We start from the raw sequence: 13528 nt of genomic DNA, 5'->3' as shown, positions 1-13528 counted from the left end.
GATCGAACCTACCGCTCCAGCACGCCCAACAGACGCCCGATCCACTTCGGTATCGCAGGCAGCCGGGCCTGACGGAATTCCCCCACCCACTCGATCGGGTCGCCTTCAATCCACGCCATCCACAAGCTGTTGCCCTCGGGGATGAACGCCTCCACCACCAGGCGCCTGCCCTTGCTCGTAAGCGCGGTGCCCGCCAGCAGCACGGCATCGGGATCGGACCCCTTCAGCAGGGTCTCGTCCAGCTGCTGCTCGCGAAACGGGATGCCCGAGTCGTTCACCAGCGACAGCACAGACCGCGCCGAAGCGACCAGTGGCTCCCCACAGAAAACGACCGGACGCTCGGTCGCCCAAGCCACCAGGACACGTTCGTCCACCTCGTGTCTGCCGACCGCCTCGCTGCGGACCTCGCGCATCAGGCCCGTGACCAACTCGTGCAGCAGCTCGTCATCCACTCCACCACGCTACCGCCGGCCAAGAGGGAAGTGGGGCCGCACGAGGCCAAAAGCGCCGAGCCAATACCGATCGAGCCAAAAGCAAAAAGCCCCGCCGAAGCGGGGCTCTTGCGATGAAGGGCGGGAACCGAAGCCCCCGCGACAGTTGAGGATCAGCCACGCTATCCAGTGATAGCTCGCACCTCGATGAAGCGAAGACGCCCAAAGGCGTTTGCGAGGTCTTGCTTTGTGTGCCTTGACGGCTCACTCCTCAATGAAGACGTCCCCGGCTGGCGGCCGGGTCGTTGCATCCCCGCATACGCGGGGAGCACATCGGTAAGACCGGTAAGCCTTACACAGCCTGAGGATCATCCCCGCATGCGCGGGGAACACTCAACCTCACGTCTCCGACGCTATCCCCGGGGTCTGACAGTTTCAAGCAGAACGCCGCACCGGCCACTCGTTCGGCGGGATCGGCGCCAGCTCCGAACTCTCCCGCACGGCCTCGTCCAATCCGCAGTCCGCGCAGATCCGCTCCTCACGCTCCACGCTCATCCGCGACCGGGCCGGGTGCTCCCCCAGCTCGCCTTCACACCTCGGACAGGTCACCGTGCTCCTCCACCATTCGCTCCATCTGGGCGGCTAATCCAACTGCCGTGTCGCCACCGCACACGCGTGATGCTTCCGCGTGAACCGGTGGTACCGCAACCAACCCCACGACACAGGCAACCGCCTGCTCCTGTCGGCCTGCGCCAGCGAGAACCGCCTGCTGGTCCCCCCCACACACGGCACACATCAGCCACGCTCGCCCCGCACCCAGAACGATCCCGAACGGCGTACCTGGTATCGGTTTCACCTTCATGCCCGGGACGCTACGAACCTGGCCCTCCCAGGTCCGCGAAACGAACACTTACGAACAAGACGCACCAACAGCGAACAGCCGCGATCAGTCCCACAGCTCATATACGTGGGCGCCGTCGTCGGTGACCTGATAGGTACGGCGGTAGTCGGCGACCTGAATGTCCGGCAGGTACGCGTGCGGCCGGGTTGGGTCGAGTGGCGGAAGCATCCACAAAGGAAAACGGGATACCTCGGGACGTTCGGTCGACATCGGGACGCGAAACACCGTTGGCAGCTCATGCCACTCGATCCGCTCCCCATCCTTATGGCCACCCCGCAGCTCCAGCGAGTACGGAACGTCCTTCCACTCCTCGCGGTTCAGCTCCGCAATCGGGTCGCCGGTCACCCATCCACCTCGTCGACAGGCGGGTTCTCCTCGATGTACGTAGTGATCTTCAAAGGCAGGCCGGTCTGCTCCAGCGCGACGACCAAGCGCTCACGGATCTGCGCGGCTTGTTCTTCCGTCGCGTCGGCGGCGCACCAGTCCGCCACCACCGACACCCTGCGACCTGCCACCACGTCAGCTCGCGCCTTCCGAGCGGGACCGCTTCACCACCTGATGGGTGAAGTGGCCGTACCCGACCAGGCGCAGCGCCGCATCCTCAGTGTCAATGAGGCCCATGCTTCCAAAGCCCCAAGTCTCGGTGGGCAGCCCGTGCTCGGGATGGTTGAACACCGGGAGGAACGGGCCCTGCCCGCGCACCTGGCCCAGGACGTCGCCAGCCTCGTCGACCACTTCGATCAGCTCGGCGTTCACCCGCCGGGCTCGGGCGCCTGTCGGCAACAGTCGCTCACGCACATCCGCGGGGATGGGAACCTCGTCCATCCATCCACGCTAGCGCCCGTGGGCGGACCTAGCTGGAACTCCGCGCGCCAAACCAACGGGCGTGTTACAACGCCTCCATGAGCGACGACTACCGGCTGACCCCCGAGGACGTCCGGGGGAAACAGTTCAGCACGACCCGCCTGCGGCCCGGCTACGACGAGACCGAGGTCGACGCGTTCCTCGACCTGATCGAGTCCGAGGTGAGCCTGCTTCACCGCGAACGCGACGCCGCCCACGGCTTGGTCGACGAGCTGCGCCGCGTCCTGCCCGAGAACGAGAACGTCACCGACCTGGCCACCACGGTCTCGGCGGTCTACCGGCTCATCTGGGGCGAACCCCACCCCGGCTCGGCCGGGCTGTCCTGATCACCGGTGTTGCAGCGCGGGCCTCTAGCTCACAGGTCGAACGGCTCGGACCAGTTCAGCAGGCGGTGATGCGCCGAGGCGGCGCTGGCTTCCGCCGCGCGCTCGAACAGGACCCGGTTGGCCTTTTTATCCAGCGGTAGCGGGAGATGATCTCTTCCAGCGAAAGACAGGGCGGCATGGCAGCCCACAGCGATCTCCACCTCGACTGCACCGCCGACGATCAGGTGCTCCACCAGCGCCTTGTTGACCTTGATGTTCGTGCTCTGCGAAGCGTGCGGCGTCCGGTAACCCTGGAACCGTCGCCGCAGGTCAGCGGACTCCCCGATGTATGCGTCATACCTGGAGTGGTTCAGAAACAGGAGGCGGTACACACCCGGTTGCTTGCTCCGAACTGAAGGAAAAACGAGCTTCCCCGCCCGATCCAGGCCAAGAAGGCTCTCCCACGGGTCGTCACCGATCGGACTCCACCGCCAGTTGACCGTTACCGCCTCTAGCTCGTTCACAGCGGCCAAGACTACGGCTAGGGCACCAGCTAGGCATCCGTCGAGTCACGGAGCAGGCCAGCAGTTGCCATGCAGGGGCGGCCCGCGATACCGGCAACGCCTGACAGGTCCCAGAACTTCTGGACACGCGTCTAGTTCTTGCCCGCGTACCAGGTCCAGCCCTGATCTCCCCAGTTGCCGTTCGTGTCCTGGACGCCGCCCGGGTGCTCCTGGAAGAGGCGGTCGATGTTGAGTGGGACCCGCATCCCGGCCGGACCGATGTCCCCGGCGATCTCCAGGCCCGGATACTGCTCGCGCAGCTCCTCCACCGCCTGTCGGGCCAGCTCGACCGTCGCGCAGTCCCGCTTACCCAGCAGGATCTGAGTGCCCGGAGCCTTCCCCTGATACGCAGGGTCGTCGGCGGGGGCTACGGCATACACGGTGATCACGCAGATCAGGTTAACGGTCGGTCCCGAGACGCGTAAGAAACCTCGCTGACCTGGGTACACACGGGTCGGGGGGGAATCATGGGGAACATCAGAATCGGGATCGTCATTGCCGCCTCCGCGGCCCTGGCAGCGGCCTGCGGCGGCGGCAGTTCGCAGGAGGAGGCGCTGGAACGGGCGCTGGGTACGGCGAACAAGGTCTTGAAGAACAACGGCTGCACGGTCATGGAACTCACGCGCGCCGAGGTCGACGGGGACGCCATCACCTACTTCGGCAAGCTCGACTCCCCCGCGCTCACCGAGCCGGGGAAGGCGGCGACGTTCGTGCAGTGCGCGGGCGGCCTGGACCAGGTGGTGAAGGCGAGCAAGAACACCTACAAGAGGGTGATCGTCGACTACGGCAACGGCAAGCGCGACGTGAACTGACCACGCCCCCGCATCAGGCCCATACTGCATGTATTGCATAGATTGCAGAGAGTGATGATTGTGCAGGGAGTGCAGGTCTTGCATAGAGTGCCGAATTACAACAACTGCACAGTCTGACCGGCGGCCCGGGTGGCTGGGGCGACACTGTCCCGCAGGCCAGCAGACCCCCGGCTCGTGAGTGATCTGGTCCAATTACTCTTCGTAAATGCGACTTAACGGTGGGTAGTGGTTAATTCAGCCATTCTTTAGCTGATCTTGTGCCATTTTCCGCCGGCAAATCCGAGCTGATCATGTGAATTACAATTCCGCCATTCACGGATGATCTCGGACATTGCGGAATGCAGAAAGTATCTGCTTTTACCATAATGTCCCTTATGGAAGACCAAGCGTTCGCTCGCGTGATCGCGGTCACTGTGCAGAGAGTGCTCACGCAGCTACGCGACGTCACAAAGGCCAAGACTAGGTCAAGTGACGCAGCGTGAGGAGTTGCTACGCACAGTCACACCACGCAGTGTGAGCACACGCGACGCATCGTGACCACGGGGGCGGCGGGCACGCGCGGACGTGCTGTGATGCACGCTACACGTGGCGCGGGGATGCTCCGCACGTGGCGTGGGTCACGTAGCTATGTGTAGTGGTGTGGTGACGCTCCGAAAAAACGCGGCCCTTTTTCGTGATCATGGTCGGGCGGGCGCGCGTGGGCAGCCTCCCCGGCCTGTGAGCCGCGCCACACGCAGCGCGGGCGCGCGGTCGCCGGGGCACGCGATGATCAGTGGTCGCGGCCACACTCGCCGGCAAGTGAGCACTTGCTACGGGGGCGCGCGGGCGTAAGGGCGCGCTTGCATCAGACGAAAACGGGACGCGCGGGGACGTGATCATGCCGAGCCCGCCGTTTTCGGCACCCCTGCTAGAACGCGCTGAAATGGCCACTGAGCGCCTAGACCCCCTTCGGGGTGTCGCCTATCGCGGGTGAGGGTGTTTGGCTGTTACGCGCAACATCAAAAACGCACGGAGGGCGCGCGATGCCTTATGGCGTGGGCGATTGCGGGGCGTGGGAGTTTTGGGGCGTTTTGGCGTACCGAGCATTGCGCCGCGTGTGGTAGCGCACGGACGGGCGCATTCCGCCCCGTGAGGACGGCGGTGGGAATGGGTTGGCGCATGTGGTGCGAGCACGCCGAAACGTGCGGTAAGGTGGAACTGCACCAAACGGAACGGCGCGAAAGCGGCGGGAAGGATGGGGCACCGGACCACGGGGACGGAGCACACCGGAAGGTGTGGTAAGGTGGAACTGCAAGACACCGAGGGGCGCAAGCCTCACGGAGTCAAGCATCCCCAAGCCACACGGGACGGAGCACTCCGGACAGGATGGTAAGGTGGAACTGCAAGACCAGCGGGAACGCGAGTCGAGCAATTCGGCCAGACGGGCGGGACGGAGCACTCCGAACCACTTGGTAAGGTGGAACTGCAAGACCGGCGGAACGCAGGAATTGCATAGAGGCTTAAAGCCTCCCAACGCACGGGCGACTCGTCGCACGGGCAGCGGGATGGGCGCTCGCTTCTTGACAACAGAATGTCGCCAGTGAGGCGACCCGCGCTGATAAAGCGCGGAACGCAGGGTGAGTGTGAAGTGATGCATCCGCAAAGCGCAGTTATGGGCACGGAGTCTAGATCAAGACCCTGCAACCCTCGGTTCTCGGACCCTCGGTTGCTTGTGAGATCAATGCTTGTCCATACCGCTCCCAGGAGGAGTGTGTCTGCTGTCCCCTGATCTTGAACGTGCATGGCGAAAGCGCGGCGGTTAAAAATCGCGCCGGTAGCGGGTGTGGCATCAGGTCGGGGGTGACGCGAGCCGGAGTACCGGTGCGGGATGGAACGTGTGCTGTGGAGAAATCCACGCGGGCAGCGAATGTTAGGGACTGAAACGTGGCCATAGCTATGGCCTTAGAGCGGGCGACCGCGCGTGATAACCACAAGAGCCACTGAACTGGAACAGAGAAGCGCGCGTAGCCGTGTGTGGAGTTCCGGTGATCAGCGTCGGGGAGGTTCCGACACGGAATGTGAGGGGCGCTGATCTTTGAGAAAGAGGAGGCTTCCCCGCCCGTCGCGAAAGCGGCGGGCGGGTTCTCTCTCCCTCGGTTGAACAATCCGCACGATGGCCGTGCGGGTCGCTTGATCAAGGGGGATCGCAGTGAAGGAACGTAAGAACGATGCTCCGTGGGCAACGGCTCGCACCATGGGCATCCGGCAGGGTGAACGACTCCGCACCAGCGGGAGCGGCAACGACACGCGGCACCGGGTCAAGGGTGCGCGGTCGGGCAAGGGCTACGTCACCAGTGACCGGCCAAAGGGCGCGGGTCACGTCGCGGCTGAAGTCGACATGATCGGCGCTCGCATGAACGCCAAGGATCGGCGGAAGGCTCGGCGGGCGGCGGCGGCGCAAGAGCGGGTGCGCAACGGTGGCGCTCCCCGCTGGATTCACCGCAACCACGCGCAGCTCGACCAGGGCGCGGACTTCCGACAGGTGGACTACGCCGAGATCGTCAACGAGGACCTTGAACCGGGTGAGGTGCGCAAGCTCGCCTACCCGATGGCACAGATGATCGCCAGTCACGACGACTGAGCTAGATCAAAACGAACGCGGCCCGGCGACAGGTGAAGACTGCCCTGTTGCCGGCGACTGAGGGGGATGACATGACTCGGTACGACACCTACACACGCAAGCCGAACGTGCCCGCCGCCCGTGTCCGGGTGGAGTCGATCAACTCGGGCAAGGTGCGCGTCCACTGCAAGATCGATGATCGTCCGTGGACCTCGCAGGTCATGGATCTGCCCGCCGCCCGTGCGCTGCGTACGGCGCTGGAAGTGGGTGGATACGAAGTACAGATCCAGTGGGCGAACGGGGACGACCAATGATCACCAACGAGTGGAAGATCATCATCGAGCGCAACGGCGGCGGCTGGCGTAACCGGCTGCGCTACGTCGATGAGACGTCGGCGCGCGACTACTTCGAGCGGCTGCGTGAGCAGTGGGAAGACAACGCCAAGATGTCCGGCTTCACGTGGACGCTGATCGGTCCGCGCGGGAACGTGCTGGACCGGTTCGCCAACGACTGATCAAGTCCGGCGCGAGGCCGGGCGGGCACTACCTAGGGGGATCACCATGTCCAGAACGCTCACCAAGGCGCGAAGACGCCAGGGGTTCCGCTCACAAGAACACCTGAACGCGTTCTACCGCTATTACGACCACGACGCCGAGTGCGACACGTGCGGAGCGCCCGAGGCCGACTACTGGAATGAGGCTGACGCGTCGTGGCAGCCGACGACGCGCATCTGTCCGACCGGGCGTGAGCTGCGAGCCGAGTGGGATCGTCACTCGGCGTACTACAGGGGGAACTGATCATGGACGTACAGGGACGTATGGCTGTCACCGGTCACATCGTGTGGACCCAACTGAACGAGGTGTTGACATACGCCACGCAGGAACTGGAAGGCGGCGGCGAGATCGAACAGCTGATGCTGGCGGAGATCAACAAAATCATCCCATTCGCGGCCGACCTGATCGAGAACCTTCCGATCGAAGCAGAGTCGGCAGAGGACTTCCGCGCGGAGATCGACCAGAACGGACTCAAGATCCGCAAGATCGGAGAGAACTGATGGGCTGCGAAGCAAACCTGTTCGAGTACTGCGACGACCGTGCGCAGTTCGAGGTGTACAGCCGTGAGTTCGCGTTCGGCGCGCGGATCTACTGCGAGCACCACAAGAACGAGTACGCGCGGACCGGTATGGCTCTGCGTATCGATCCGATCAGGGGCTGACGCGTGAATCAGATGCTAGAGATCGACAACCCGGACCAGACGTGGGTCTGGGTCTGGTTCGAGGGTGACCGTGAGTTCCGGGCGAACTGGGATGAGAAGCCAGGCGCGCGGCGTGGTCAGGTCCTGGTCTACGAGCGGGAGACCGACCGGTTCCGCTTGGTGATGTCGCTGGCGATGCGCAACGACAAGACGGTGGAGGCCGCGCGGGTCCGCGTGGAGAACTACAGGAGGGAGCGAGCGTGACGCTGTTCGACGTGCGTGACTGGGCGGAGATCATCGGGCGTGCGGTGCCGTCGATGCCCTTGACCGAGGCCGCGAGTCTGATCGTCAACGCCTACAGGAAGATCAAGGAGCGTCGGCCTGACTTTGACCTGGGCGAGTGGCTGCGACTGGTGGAGAAGACCAGCGGGATGCCGTGCCCGCCTCCGTTCTGAATCTGACTTGCGATGAGAAGGCCGTCCGGCGCGAACGCGGGCGGCCACTGCTGTATCTGGGGGCAAATACATGATCTTCAACACCGTCGATTCCTGGCAGACACCGATCGGCCGGGTGCACACGGTCGAGACCGGCATTGGGTACGCGGTCCAAGTGCCCGGCGAAACGACGCAGGCCGGACCCTTCCGCACCCGCCAACAAGCCAAGCGTCACGCCGAGGACGTCGTCTACGTACTGCGCGGCTGTGGCCCGCTCCCTATCCCCGAGGGGGTCGAGGTGCCTAAGGAATGGGATGTCTGATGTACGACCCGAACACCACCGATCCGACCGTCCGGCAGCTACAGGACATGCAGCAGCAGGCCGAGATGTGGCGCTACATCGACACGCAACGTCAGATGCAGGCCGAACACCAGCGCCGCGAGGAACAGCGGCGCATGGAGAACATCGCGATGTACGCCGACCCGGACCCAGTTGGCACGTGGGCGGCTGGTCTGGTTGGACGCATGATCCGTGGCCTGATCTCCCGGTTGTCCGGGCGGCAGGCCAGAGATGACGCGGCCCGGCATGAACGCGACGCGTGGCAGTCCGAATGCACGCGCGTGTTCTACGAGATCGAGGCGCTTCGGGGTCGTCGGGATCTGACCGACGACGAACGCGCACACTTCACCGAACTGATCGCCTACGCCCGCCGCCTGGGCGTGGCTGGTATCTGAAGGGACTTCACATGACTGTGCTTCTCGACCGTCCAACCAACGTCATCGAGCGCCCGGCCGCCTGGGAGCTGGCGCGCATGGTCGGTATCACCGCGCCCGACTCCCCCGACTCCCCCGGCGCCGACTGGCTGGACCACGTGTACGGCACGTGGACCGACAACCGGGACGCGATCGTGGACGACGCCTACCCGCAGGACCGGGTCTCGGAGCTGGCCGACGGGCTGGTTCCGATCGGCACGCATCGGATCTGGGAGGTGTGGACCGACCTGTGTCTATACGAGTACGACTCCGATCTGGCCGGATGCGCGGAGACTCCGCATGATGCGGCGGTCGGGACCATCTACGACGTGGCCGGCGTGCTGATCGCCGAACTGGCGCGTGAGGAGGGGTACGACCTGTGAACGCCGACATCAAGATCGAAGTCACGTGGGACGGCGAGATCTGGAACGCGCACATCAGCGGAACGGTGGACGGTCAGGAGATCGGCGCGGACCTGGACGTGACGCCGCTGAGTTCCCCCGACTTCTCGTGCGCGGATCTGATGTCCGATGTAGCTGGCGAGATCGACAACATCACCGGGTGAGCTGCGGCCCGGCGTCCGGCGCAAGGCAGGGCTGCTACTGACCTACCGAACGGAGAAACACATGTACTTGGTGCAGCTGAGCACGCTCGAACTGGTCCGGCTTGAGATCGCTCTGGACTACGAGCTGAGCACCTACCGAGCATTCGAGACCAGCGCTCACACGGCACAGGTGATCCGCGAGCTGGAGGCCATCCAAGCCAAGCTCAAGACCGCCGCGTTCACGAGTGACCGCAACCAGAAGATCATCGATCTGATGCTCGCCGCCTAGCAGTCGAGCAACTACAAGTCCGACGCCGCACGCTCCAACAGATGGGATCGGGGGTGCGGCTTTCGCGTTTCTGGGGGCGATGTGAGCAGACGGATCGACAACCACAGCAAGAGGTGCGGCAACTGCGGTGCCCGTGACGTGGACGGCGTCGTGCTGTGGCTCGACGACGGCGGTATCTGGATGGACTGCGGCGTCTGTGGCGACTGCGGCTACCTCTTCTGATCGGGGGGTTGATGAGCTACACCGACCTGCGCGACTTCGAGGCCGAAGCCGTCTTCGAGCCGGGCGACGGAATCCGAATCGAGATCGAGAAGCTCGGCGGTGGCACACCGGGCGAGGCGTACGACGGCACGTGGCGCTACATCGTCACCAACACCCACGCCCACGGGGCAGGTGAGGTCATGCGCGGCCAGGACCTGGAGACCGGGATGCCGATCACGCACGCCCAGGCGGCGGCGATCGTCGCGGGATGGCTGACCGCTGGTGAGTCCCGGTCCGACCACGAGCGAGCGTTCGGTAACGCCCACGAAGACACCCTGTCCGAATTCGCCTACGACATGTGTGAGGCAGCGTGATGACGGTCCGGTACGCGGTGACTCTCGACGAGGACTACCAGCCGTGGGGCGACGACGGGATCAAGGAGCTGGAGACGAAGAAGATCAACTCCGGTGAGTGGGAGCCCTACATCCTGTGGGCCTACATTCCCTGCGAGCACGAGCACGGTCCGGACTGCCCCCACACCGTGGACTGGGAAACGATCGGCGGCTGCGTGGACGACGCGGACCTGACCGGGGTCTACGACACGTTGGACGCCCTGCCACGCGAGTTCCTGCGCGAGTACGCCCAAGACATGACCCGCACCCTGATCGACAACAACCGGGCGGCGGCATGAGCGTGCAGACGTTGCGTGAGTACCGGGTCTGGTGCGAGACCGGCGACTACGTCGGCGGCGCGGAGGTCACCACGGGCGGGCATGAGTCGGGCCGGCATGGCTACCTGGTGTGGCCTCATCCGTTCGACTCGGCTGAGTCCGACGAACCGAGCTGGCGAGCATCCGAGGGCGACGCATTCACCGCGGCCCGGGAACTGGCCGAGGAATACCTGGGGCAGGCCGTCGCCGACGCCACCGACCGTTTCGGTGAGCCGCCGGTCGGCGTGATGTCTGAGTACGGATACCACGTCCAGGTCGTCGAGGACGGTCAGGACGTGACCGCCCACCAGTACGCGGCCTGACCGGCGTCCGGCGCGACACCGGGCTGCCACTACCCCCCCCCACTGATCAGCGACATCTCAATAGAGGAGCTTCACCATGCGCGACATCACCGAGATCATGGACGCTTTCGTTTCCAGCTACGGCGGCCCGGTCGAGTACCACGTCAGCGAGACCCGGCGTACTCACGGCGACTTCAGCAACGATGACGCCTACTTCTACAAGGTGTCGGCCACCTACGTACGGACGGGAGCCCGGTTCACCCTGCACGGCGGTGAGCTGCTGCGCGTGCTGAAGAACGCGATCCCGTTCGCGTCCACCGACGAGACCCTTCCGGGGATCAGCTCGGTGGCGTTCGAGGTGTCTGAGCCGGTTCCGGGTCGGCACGAGCTGAAGGTCCACGCGACCGACCGGTACGTGATGTCCAGGGAGACCCCGACGCTTCCTAGCCAGGATGACCTGCCCGGCCCGGTGAAGATCGGCGTGGCGCCGGGCAAGTTCATGATCTCGCTGGACGACGCCAAGAACCTGACCAAGGCGCTGCCGAAGATGACGCGCGGGATGCTGGCGGGTTTCTACTCGACGTCGGTCGAGGTCCGCGAGGAGGTCCGCGAGGTCACCTACATCCCGGTGGACCCCAACCACACGGGATGGGTGCCCGCCAGTGAGGAGGAGGTCCGCCACACCGACGTCAAGATCACCGCGATGTCTGATGGCGGGCAGCAGAACTTCACCCTGCGCGGTCTGGACATGCCTGCCCTGAAGTTCGACAAGTTCTTCGGCCGCGAGTGGGCGGGTGAGGGCAACTTCGCCTCCGGAACGGTGGACGGTATCGCGTTCAACCCCAAGTACCTGGCGCTGCTGGCCAAGGTCGTTCCGGCCGGTTACAAGGCGGGTGTGCTGCCGTCGGAGTTCGTCTTTGGCACCAGCAACGTCAAGCCGGTCATTGCGCACGTCGGGACGGAGTTCAAGGCGCTGTTCATGCCGATCCGCGTGACCGACGCGGCGGTGGAGCGCTACCGCGAACCGGTCGCCGACGAGAACGAGCCGACCACGGCCCAGGTCCAGGCGGTGCTGGAGCGTATGGAGAACCGACAGCAGTCCGATCACGACCTGGCCGCCTGACCTGATCCACGAAAGGAACCCTCATGTACTTCGTTGACGAACTGACCTGGCACGACGAGATCAACGCCGAACTACTGGACGCGGTGATGCAGCTGGAGGACGGCATCGTGATCACAGCCCACGACGAGACGCGCTACGCGGCTGCGCCAGCGGGAGAGTTCCACGCCTACCGCAAGGCGGTGGGCGACGACGACCAGGACCCGTTCCTCCTCACCACGCGCAAGGAGCTGCTGGACCTGCTGGTGACCGTCGCCAAGCCGTGGCGGACCTGAGTCCGGCGCAATCCACGGCGGCCACTGCCAGATCCACCAACGAAAGGACCATCCATGGCTCTGAAGATCACCGGTCTGACTATCGACCAGCACCGCGCTGCTACCGAGTACCTGGAAGACAAGAACCTGGAGATCACCCGGACCACGATCACGTTCAACTGGAGCGATCCGCTGGACGTCGTGGACAAGGCGCTGTCCAAGCCGATGCCCAGCCGTGGCTACCCACGCCAGCCGCTGATGTCGATCCGGCGCAAGGTCGTCAAGGCCATCGAGAAGCAGATGGAGGCGGAGTGAACGAGCACGACGAGATCGAGATCGTCTGGAAGACACCGGCGGTGGTGAGCTACCGGAAACGGTTCACCGTCGCCGAGATCATGGATCAGTTTGATCCGGCCTACACCGTTGAGGAGCTGGCCGCTGAGGCGGCCAGCCAGAACGGGCTGATCGAGGTGGCCCGGCTGTTGACGCAAGGGGCGTTGCCCGAGGCCGAACAGGCGGCCAACGAGATCGAGTTCGAGGTCACCGGCCGCCGAGTCACCCATGTAGAGCACATCACTAGCGAACAGGAGGCAGTGTGATCATCGGCGAGCTGGTGTTCGTCAGCGATCTGAAGGACGGCGACTGGTACGCCGACGAGAACACCTGCGGCCCCGGCGCGTGGCAGCAGGTCATGGACAAGCCGCGCAAGGTCGGCGACGAAATCGAGATCGCACACGCCGCCGACGACGGCGAGTCTCCCGGCATCTACGACTCATGCGCGATGGTGCGGCGCTTCCAGCGTGTAAAGGTCACCGACCTGGAACACGGCGACCGGTACACGATCGAGGACGGAGACGGCCAGCCGGTCTGGGACCGCTGGAGCATTTTCGACGCCCTGGTGCGCGTCGGCGACAAGGGAGAACTCGGGTACGTGTACGACCTACACGTGCCCGGCACTCCATACCGGGACGGCGAGGTGGCATGGGTTCTGGGCCTGCCCGACTACGTCTACCGATTCAAGGCAGAGGAGAACTGATGGACGAGATGGAAGACGCGCAGGGCTGGGTCACCATGTCGCTGATCAACGACAACAGCGTGGTGATCGCCCAGGCCGAGGGCACTTTGGAGGGCTCGGGCAAGGTCATCATCGACCTGCCAGGCGGGGGGCGCGTGGAAGTGCGCTCGGACGGAAGCGTGCGCGAGTACGGCGGGCGCGTCCGGCGCTAACCAGGGCTGGAACGGTCCACGAACAC

31 protein-coding genes are annotated in these 13528 nt (G+C 64.6%); 24 read left to right on the top strand and 7 right to left on the bottom strand.

Going from position 1 to position 13528, the window contains the following annotated elements; all coding sequences use genetic code 11:
* Positions 1-8 precede the first annotated feature (8 nt).
* The 5 genes from G339_RS0103470 to G339_RS0103450 all read right to left on the bottom strand — a co-directional run bounded on the left by G339_RS0103470 (position 9) and on the right by G339_RS0103450 (position 2157).
* Positions 9-452, bottom strand: a complete 444-nt coding sequence (locus tag G339_RS0103470) for a hypothetical protein (protein ID WP_019629685.1) — start codon at positions 450-452, stop codon at positions 9-11.
* 414 nt (positions 453-866) lie between these two features.
* Positions 867-1040, bottom strand: a complete 174-nt coding sequence (locus G339_RS39290; RefSeq protein ID WP_019629684.1) for a hypothetical protein — start codon at positions 1038-1040, stop codon at positions 867-869.
* Between the two features lie 337 nt (positions 1041-1377).
* A complete protein-coding gene (locus G339_RS0103460) occupies positions 1378-1677 on the bottom strand; it encodes a hypothetical protein (protein WP_019629683.1) in 300 nt (99 codons plus the stop codon).
* Positions 1674-1823 carry a hypothetical protein gene (locus G339_RS38490; protein WP_157407303.1) on the bottom strand — a complete coding sequence of 50 codons (150 nt, stop codon included), beginning with the start codon at positions 1821-1823 and terminating at the stop codon, positions 1674-1676. The genes G339_RS0103460 and G339_RS38490 overlap by 4 nt, the downstream gene beginning before the upstream one ends.
* Before the next feature lie 28 nt (positions 1824-1851).
* A complete protein-coding gene (locus G339_RS0103450; RefSeq protein ID WP_019629681.1) occupies positions 1852-2157 on the bottom strand; it encodes a hypothetical protein in 306 nt (101 codons plus the stop codon).
* Positions 2158-2234: 77 nt separating this feature from the next.
* On the opposite strand from G339_RS0103450, the gene G339_RS40790 reads away from it, so the two are divergent.
* On the top strand, positions 2235-2522 hold the full coding sequence (locus G339_RS40790) for a DivIVA domain-containing protein (protein WP_026341090.1): 288 nt from the start codon (positions 2235-2237) through the stop codon (positions 2520-2522).
* A 29-nt stretch (positions 2523-2551) separates the two neighbouring features.
* Here G339_RS40790 and G339_RS0103440 read toward each other — a convergent pair whose 3' ends face one another.
* A complete protein-coding gene (locus G339_RS0103440; protein ID WP_157407302.1) occupies positions 2552-3025 on the bottom strand; it encodes a GIY-YIG nuclease family protein in 474 nt (157 codons plus the stop codon).
* A 131-nt stretch (positions 3026-3156) separates the two neighbouring features.
* Positions 3157-3453: a hypothetical protein gene (locus tag G339_RS0103435; RefSeq protein ID WP_019629679.1), complete on the bottom strand. Its 297-nt coding sequence runs from the start codon at positions 3451-3453 to the stop codon at positions 3157-3159.
* A 78-nt stretch (positions 3454-3531) separates the two neighbouring features.
* On the opposite strand from G339_RS0103435, the gene G339_RS0103430 reads away from it, so the two are divergent.
* The 23 genes from G339_RS0103430 to G339_RS0103320 all read left to right on the top strand — a co-directional run bounded on the left by G339_RS0103430 (position 3532) and on the right by G339_RS0103320 (position 13502).
* Positions 3532-3876 carry a hypothetical protein gene (locus G339_RS0103430; protein ID WP_019629678.1) on the top strand — a complete coding sequence of 115 codons (345 nt, stop codon included), beginning with the start codon at positions 3532-3534 and terminating at the stop codon, positions 3874-3876.
* Positions 3877-6064: 2188 nt separating this feature from the next.
* Positions 6065-6496: a hypothetical protein gene (locus G339_RS0103425; protein ID WP_157407301.1), complete on the top strand. Its 432-nt coding sequence runs from the start codon at positions 6065-6067 to the stop codon at positions 6494-6496.
* Between the two features lie 71 nt (positions 6497-6567).
* A complete protein-coding gene (locus tag G339_RS0103420) occupies positions 6568-6789 on the top strand; it encodes a hypothetical protein (protein WP_157407300.1) in 222 nt (73 codons plus the stop codon).
* Positions 6786-6989, top strand: coding sequence for a hypothetical protein (locus G339_RS0103415; protein ID WP_019629675.1), 204 nt, complete (start codon positions 6786-6788; stop codon positions 6987-6989). Before G339_RS0103420 ends, G339_RS0103415 begins: the two co-directional genes overlap by 4 nt.
* A 285-nt stretch (positions 6990-7274) precedes the next feature.
* Entirely contained in the window at positions 7275-7529 is a 255-nt protein-coding gene (locus tag G339_RS0103410) for a hypothetical protein (RefSeq protein ID WP_157407299.1), read from the top strand.
* Positions 7529-7690 (top strand): hypothetical protein, encoded by a 162-nt coding sequence (locus G339_RS38485; protein WP_019629673.1) that lies wholly within the window; start codon positions 7529-7531, stop codon positions 7688-7690. The genes G339_RS0103410 and G339_RS38485 overlap by 1 nt, the downstream gene beginning before the upstream one ends.
* A gap of 3 nt (positions 7691-7693) precedes the next feature.
* Positions 7694-7933, top strand: a complete 240-nt coding sequence (locus G339_RS0103400; RefSeq protein ID WP_157407298.1) for a hypothetical protein — start codon at positions 7694-7696, stop codon at positions 7931-7933.
* The gene (locus G339_RS0103395) at positions 7930-8124 is read left to right on the top strand and encodes a hypothetical protein (RefSeq protein ID WP_019629671.1); all 195 of its coding nucleotides are present in this window, start codon (positions 7930-7932) and stop codon (positions 8122-8124) included. The genes G339_RS0103400 and G339_RS0103395 overlap by 4 nt, the downstream gene beginning before the upstream one ends.
* A 70-nt stretch (positions 8125-8194) precedes the next feature.
* Positions 8195-8425, top strand: a complete 231-nt coding sequence (locus G339_RS0103390) for a hypothetical protein (protein ID WP_019629670.1) — start codon at positions 8195-8197, stop codon at positions 8423-8425.
* Positions 8425-8838 carry a hypothetical protein gene (locus G339_RS0103385; RefSeq protein WP_019629669.1) on the top strand — a complete coding sequence of 138 codons (414 nt, stop codon included), beginning with the start codon at positions 8425-8427 and terminating at the stop codon, positions 8836-8838. The genes G339_RS0103390 and G339_RS0103385 overlap by 1 nt, the downstream gene beginning before the upstream one ends.
* Positions 8839-8849: 11 nt before the next feature.
* Positions 8850-9239, top strand: coding sequence for a hypothetical protein (locus G339_RS0103380; protein ID WP_157407297.1), 390 nt, complete (start codon positions 8850-8852; stop codon positions 9237-9239).
* On the top strand, positions 9236-9421 hold the full coding sequence (locus G339_RS0103375) for a hypothetical protein (protein ID WP_019629667.1): 186 nt from the start codon (positions 9236-9238) through the stop codon (positions 9419-9421). The genes G339_RS0103380 and G339_RS0103375 overlap by 4 nt, the downstream gene beginning before the upstream one ends.
* Positions 9422-9482: 61 nt before the next feature.
* The gene (locus tag G339_RS0103370; RefSeq protein ID WP_019629666.1) at positions 9483-9689 is read left to right on the top strand and encodes a hypothetical protein; all 207 of its coding nucleotides are present in this window, start codon (positions 9483-9485) and stop codon (positions 9687-9689) included.
* A gap of 81 nt (positions 9690-9770) precedes the next feature.
* Complete coding sequence (locus tag G339_RS38480) at positions 9771-9911, top strand: hypothetical protein (protein ID WP_157407296.1); 141 nt, start codon at positions 9771-9773, stop codon at positions 9909-9911.
* An 11-nt stretch (positions 9912-9922) separates the two neighbouring features.
* The gene (locus G339_RS0103360) at positions 9923-10264 is read left to right on the top strand and encodes a hypothetical protein (RefSeq protein WP_019629665.1); all 342 of its coding nucleotides are present in this window, start codon (positions 9923-9925) and stop codon (positions 10262-10264) included.
* Positions 10264-10581 (top strand): hypothetical protein, encoded by a 318-nt coding sequence (locus G339_RS0103355; protein WP_019629664.1) that lies wholly within the window; start codon positions 10264-10266, stop codon positions 10579-10581. Before G339_RS0103360 ends, G339_RS0103355 begins: the two co-directional genes overlap by 1 nt.
* A complete protein-coding gene (locus tag G339_RS0103350) occupies positions 10578-10922 on the top strand; it encodes a hypothetical protein (protein WP_019629663.1) in 345 nt (114 codons plus the stop codon). The genes G339_RS0103355 and G339_RS0103350 overlap by 4 nt, the downstream gene beginning before the upstream one ends.
* Before the next feature lie 76 nt (positions 10923-10998).
* On the top strand, positions 10999-12024 hold the full coding sequence (locus G339_RS0103345) for a hypothetical protein (RefSeq protein ID WP_019629662.1): 1026 nt from the start codon (positions 10999-11001) through the stop codon (positions 12022-12024).
* Between the two features lie 23 nt (positions 12025-12047).
* The gene (locus tag G339_RS0103340; protein WP_019629661.1) at positions 12048-12296 is read left to right on the top strand and encodes a hypothetical protein; all 249 of its coding nucleotides are present in this window, start codon (positions 12048-12050) and stop codon (positions 12294-12296) included.
* A gap of 54 nt (positions 12297-12350) precedes the next feature.
* A complete protein-coding gene (locus tag G339_RS0103335) occupies positions 12351-12590 on the top strand; it encodes a hypothetical protein (RefSeq protein ID WP_019629660.1) in 240 nt (79 codons plus the stop codon).
* On the top strand, positions 12587-12874 hold the full coding sequence (locus tag G339_RS0103330) for a hypothetical protein (protein ID WP_019629659.1): 288 nt from the start codon (positions 12587-12589) through the stop codon (positions 12872-12874). Before G339_RS0103335 ends, G339_RS0103330 begins: the two co-directional genes overlap by 4 nt.
* Positions 12871-13311 (top strand): hypothetical protein, encoded by a 441-nt coding sequence (locus G339_RS0103325; RefSeq protein ID WP_019629658.1) that lies wholly within the window; start codon positions 12871-12873, stop codon positions 13309-13311. The genes G339_RS0103330 and G339_RS0103325 overlap by 4 nt, the downstream gene beginning before the upstream one ends.
* A complete protein-coding gene (locus tag G339_RS0103320) occupies positions 13311-13502 on the top strand; it encodes a hypothetical protein (protein WP_019629657.1) in 192 nt (63 codons plus the stop codon). The genes G339_RS0103325 and G339_RS0103320 overlap by 1 nt, the downstream gene beginning before the upstream one ends.
* The last annotated feature ends 26 nt before the right edge of the window (positions 13503-13528 follow it).

It is taken from the genome of Actinomadura atramentaria DSM 43919, assembly GCF_000381885.1.
GTDB lineage: Bacteria > Actinomycetota > Actinomycetes > Streptosporangiales > Streptosporangiaceae > Spirillospora > Spirillospora atramentaria.
Note: the sequence above shows the minus strand (reverse complement) of the source record. Positions and strands in the feature narration are given on the sequence as shown.

Coding starts and splice junctions, on each gene's coding strand:
- G339_RS0103450 (WP_019629681.1), bottom strand. CDS start 2,157: ATGGACGAGGTTCCCATCCCCGCGGATGTGCGTGAGCGACTGTTGCCG.
- G339_RS40790 (WP_026341090.1), top strand. CDS start 2,235: ATGAGCGACGACTACCGGCTGACCCCCGAGGACGTCCGGGGGAAACAG.
- G339_RS0103430 (WP_019629678.1), top strand. CDS start 3,532: ATGGGGAACATCAGAATCGGGATCGTCATTGCCGCCTCCGCGGCCCTG.
- G339_RS0103420 (WP_157407300.1), top strand. CDS start 6,568: ATGACTCGGTACGACACCTACACACGCAAGCCGAACGTGCCCGCCGCC.
- G339_RS0103415 (WP_019629675.1), top strand. CDS start 6,786: ATGATCACCAACGAGTGGAAGATCATCATCGAGCGCAACGGCGGCGGC.
- G339_RS0103410 (WP_157407299.1), top strand. CDS start 7,275: ATGGACGTACAGGGACGTATGGCTGTCACCGGTCACATCGTGTGGACC.
- G339_RS38485 (WP_019629673.1), top strand. CDS start 7,529: ATGGGCTGCGAAGCAAACCTGTTCGAGTACTGCGACGACCGTGCGCAG.
- G339_RS0103390 (WP_019629670.1), top strand. CDS start 8,195: ATGATCTTCAACACCGTCGATTCCTGGCAGACACCGATCGGCCGGGTG.
- G339_RS0103385 (WP_019629669.1), top strand. CDS start 8,425: ATGTACGACCCGAACACCACCGATCCGACCGTCCGGCAGCTACAGGAC.
- G339_RS0103380 (WP_157407297.1), top strand. CDS start 8,850: ATGACTGTGCTTCTCGACCGTCCAACCAACGTCATCGAGCGCCCGGCC.
- G339_RS0103370 (WP_019629666.1), top strand. CDS start 9,483: ATGTACTTGGTGCAGCTGAGCACGCTCGAACTGGTCCGGCTTGAGATC.
- G339_RS0103360 (WP_019629665.1), top strand. CDS start 9,923: ATGAGCTACACCGACCTGCGCGACTTCGAGGCCGAAGCCGTCTTCGAG.
- G339_RS0103355 (WP_019629664.1), top strand. CDS start 10,264: ATGACGGTCCGGTACGCGGTGACTCTCGACGAGGACTACCAGCCGTGG.
- G339_RS0103350 (WP_019629663.1), top strand. CDS start 10,578: ATGAGCGTGCAGACGTTGCGTGAGTACCGGGTCTGGTGCGAGACCGGC.
- G339_RS0103345 (WP_019629662.1), top strand. CDS start 10,999: ATGCGCGACATCACCGAGATCATGGACGCTTTCGTTTCCAGCTACGGC.
- G339_RS0103340 (WP_019629661.1), top strand. CDS start 12,048: ATGTACTTCGTTGACGAACTGACCTGGCACGACGAGATCAACGCCGAA.
- G339_RS0103335 (WP_019629660.1), top strand. CDS start 12,351: ATGGCTCTGAAGATCACCGGTCTGACTATCGACCAGCACCGCGCTGCT.
- G339_RS0103320 (WP_019629657.1), top strand. CDS start 13,311: ATGGACGAGATGGAAGACGCGCAGGGCTGGGTCACCATGTCGCTGATC.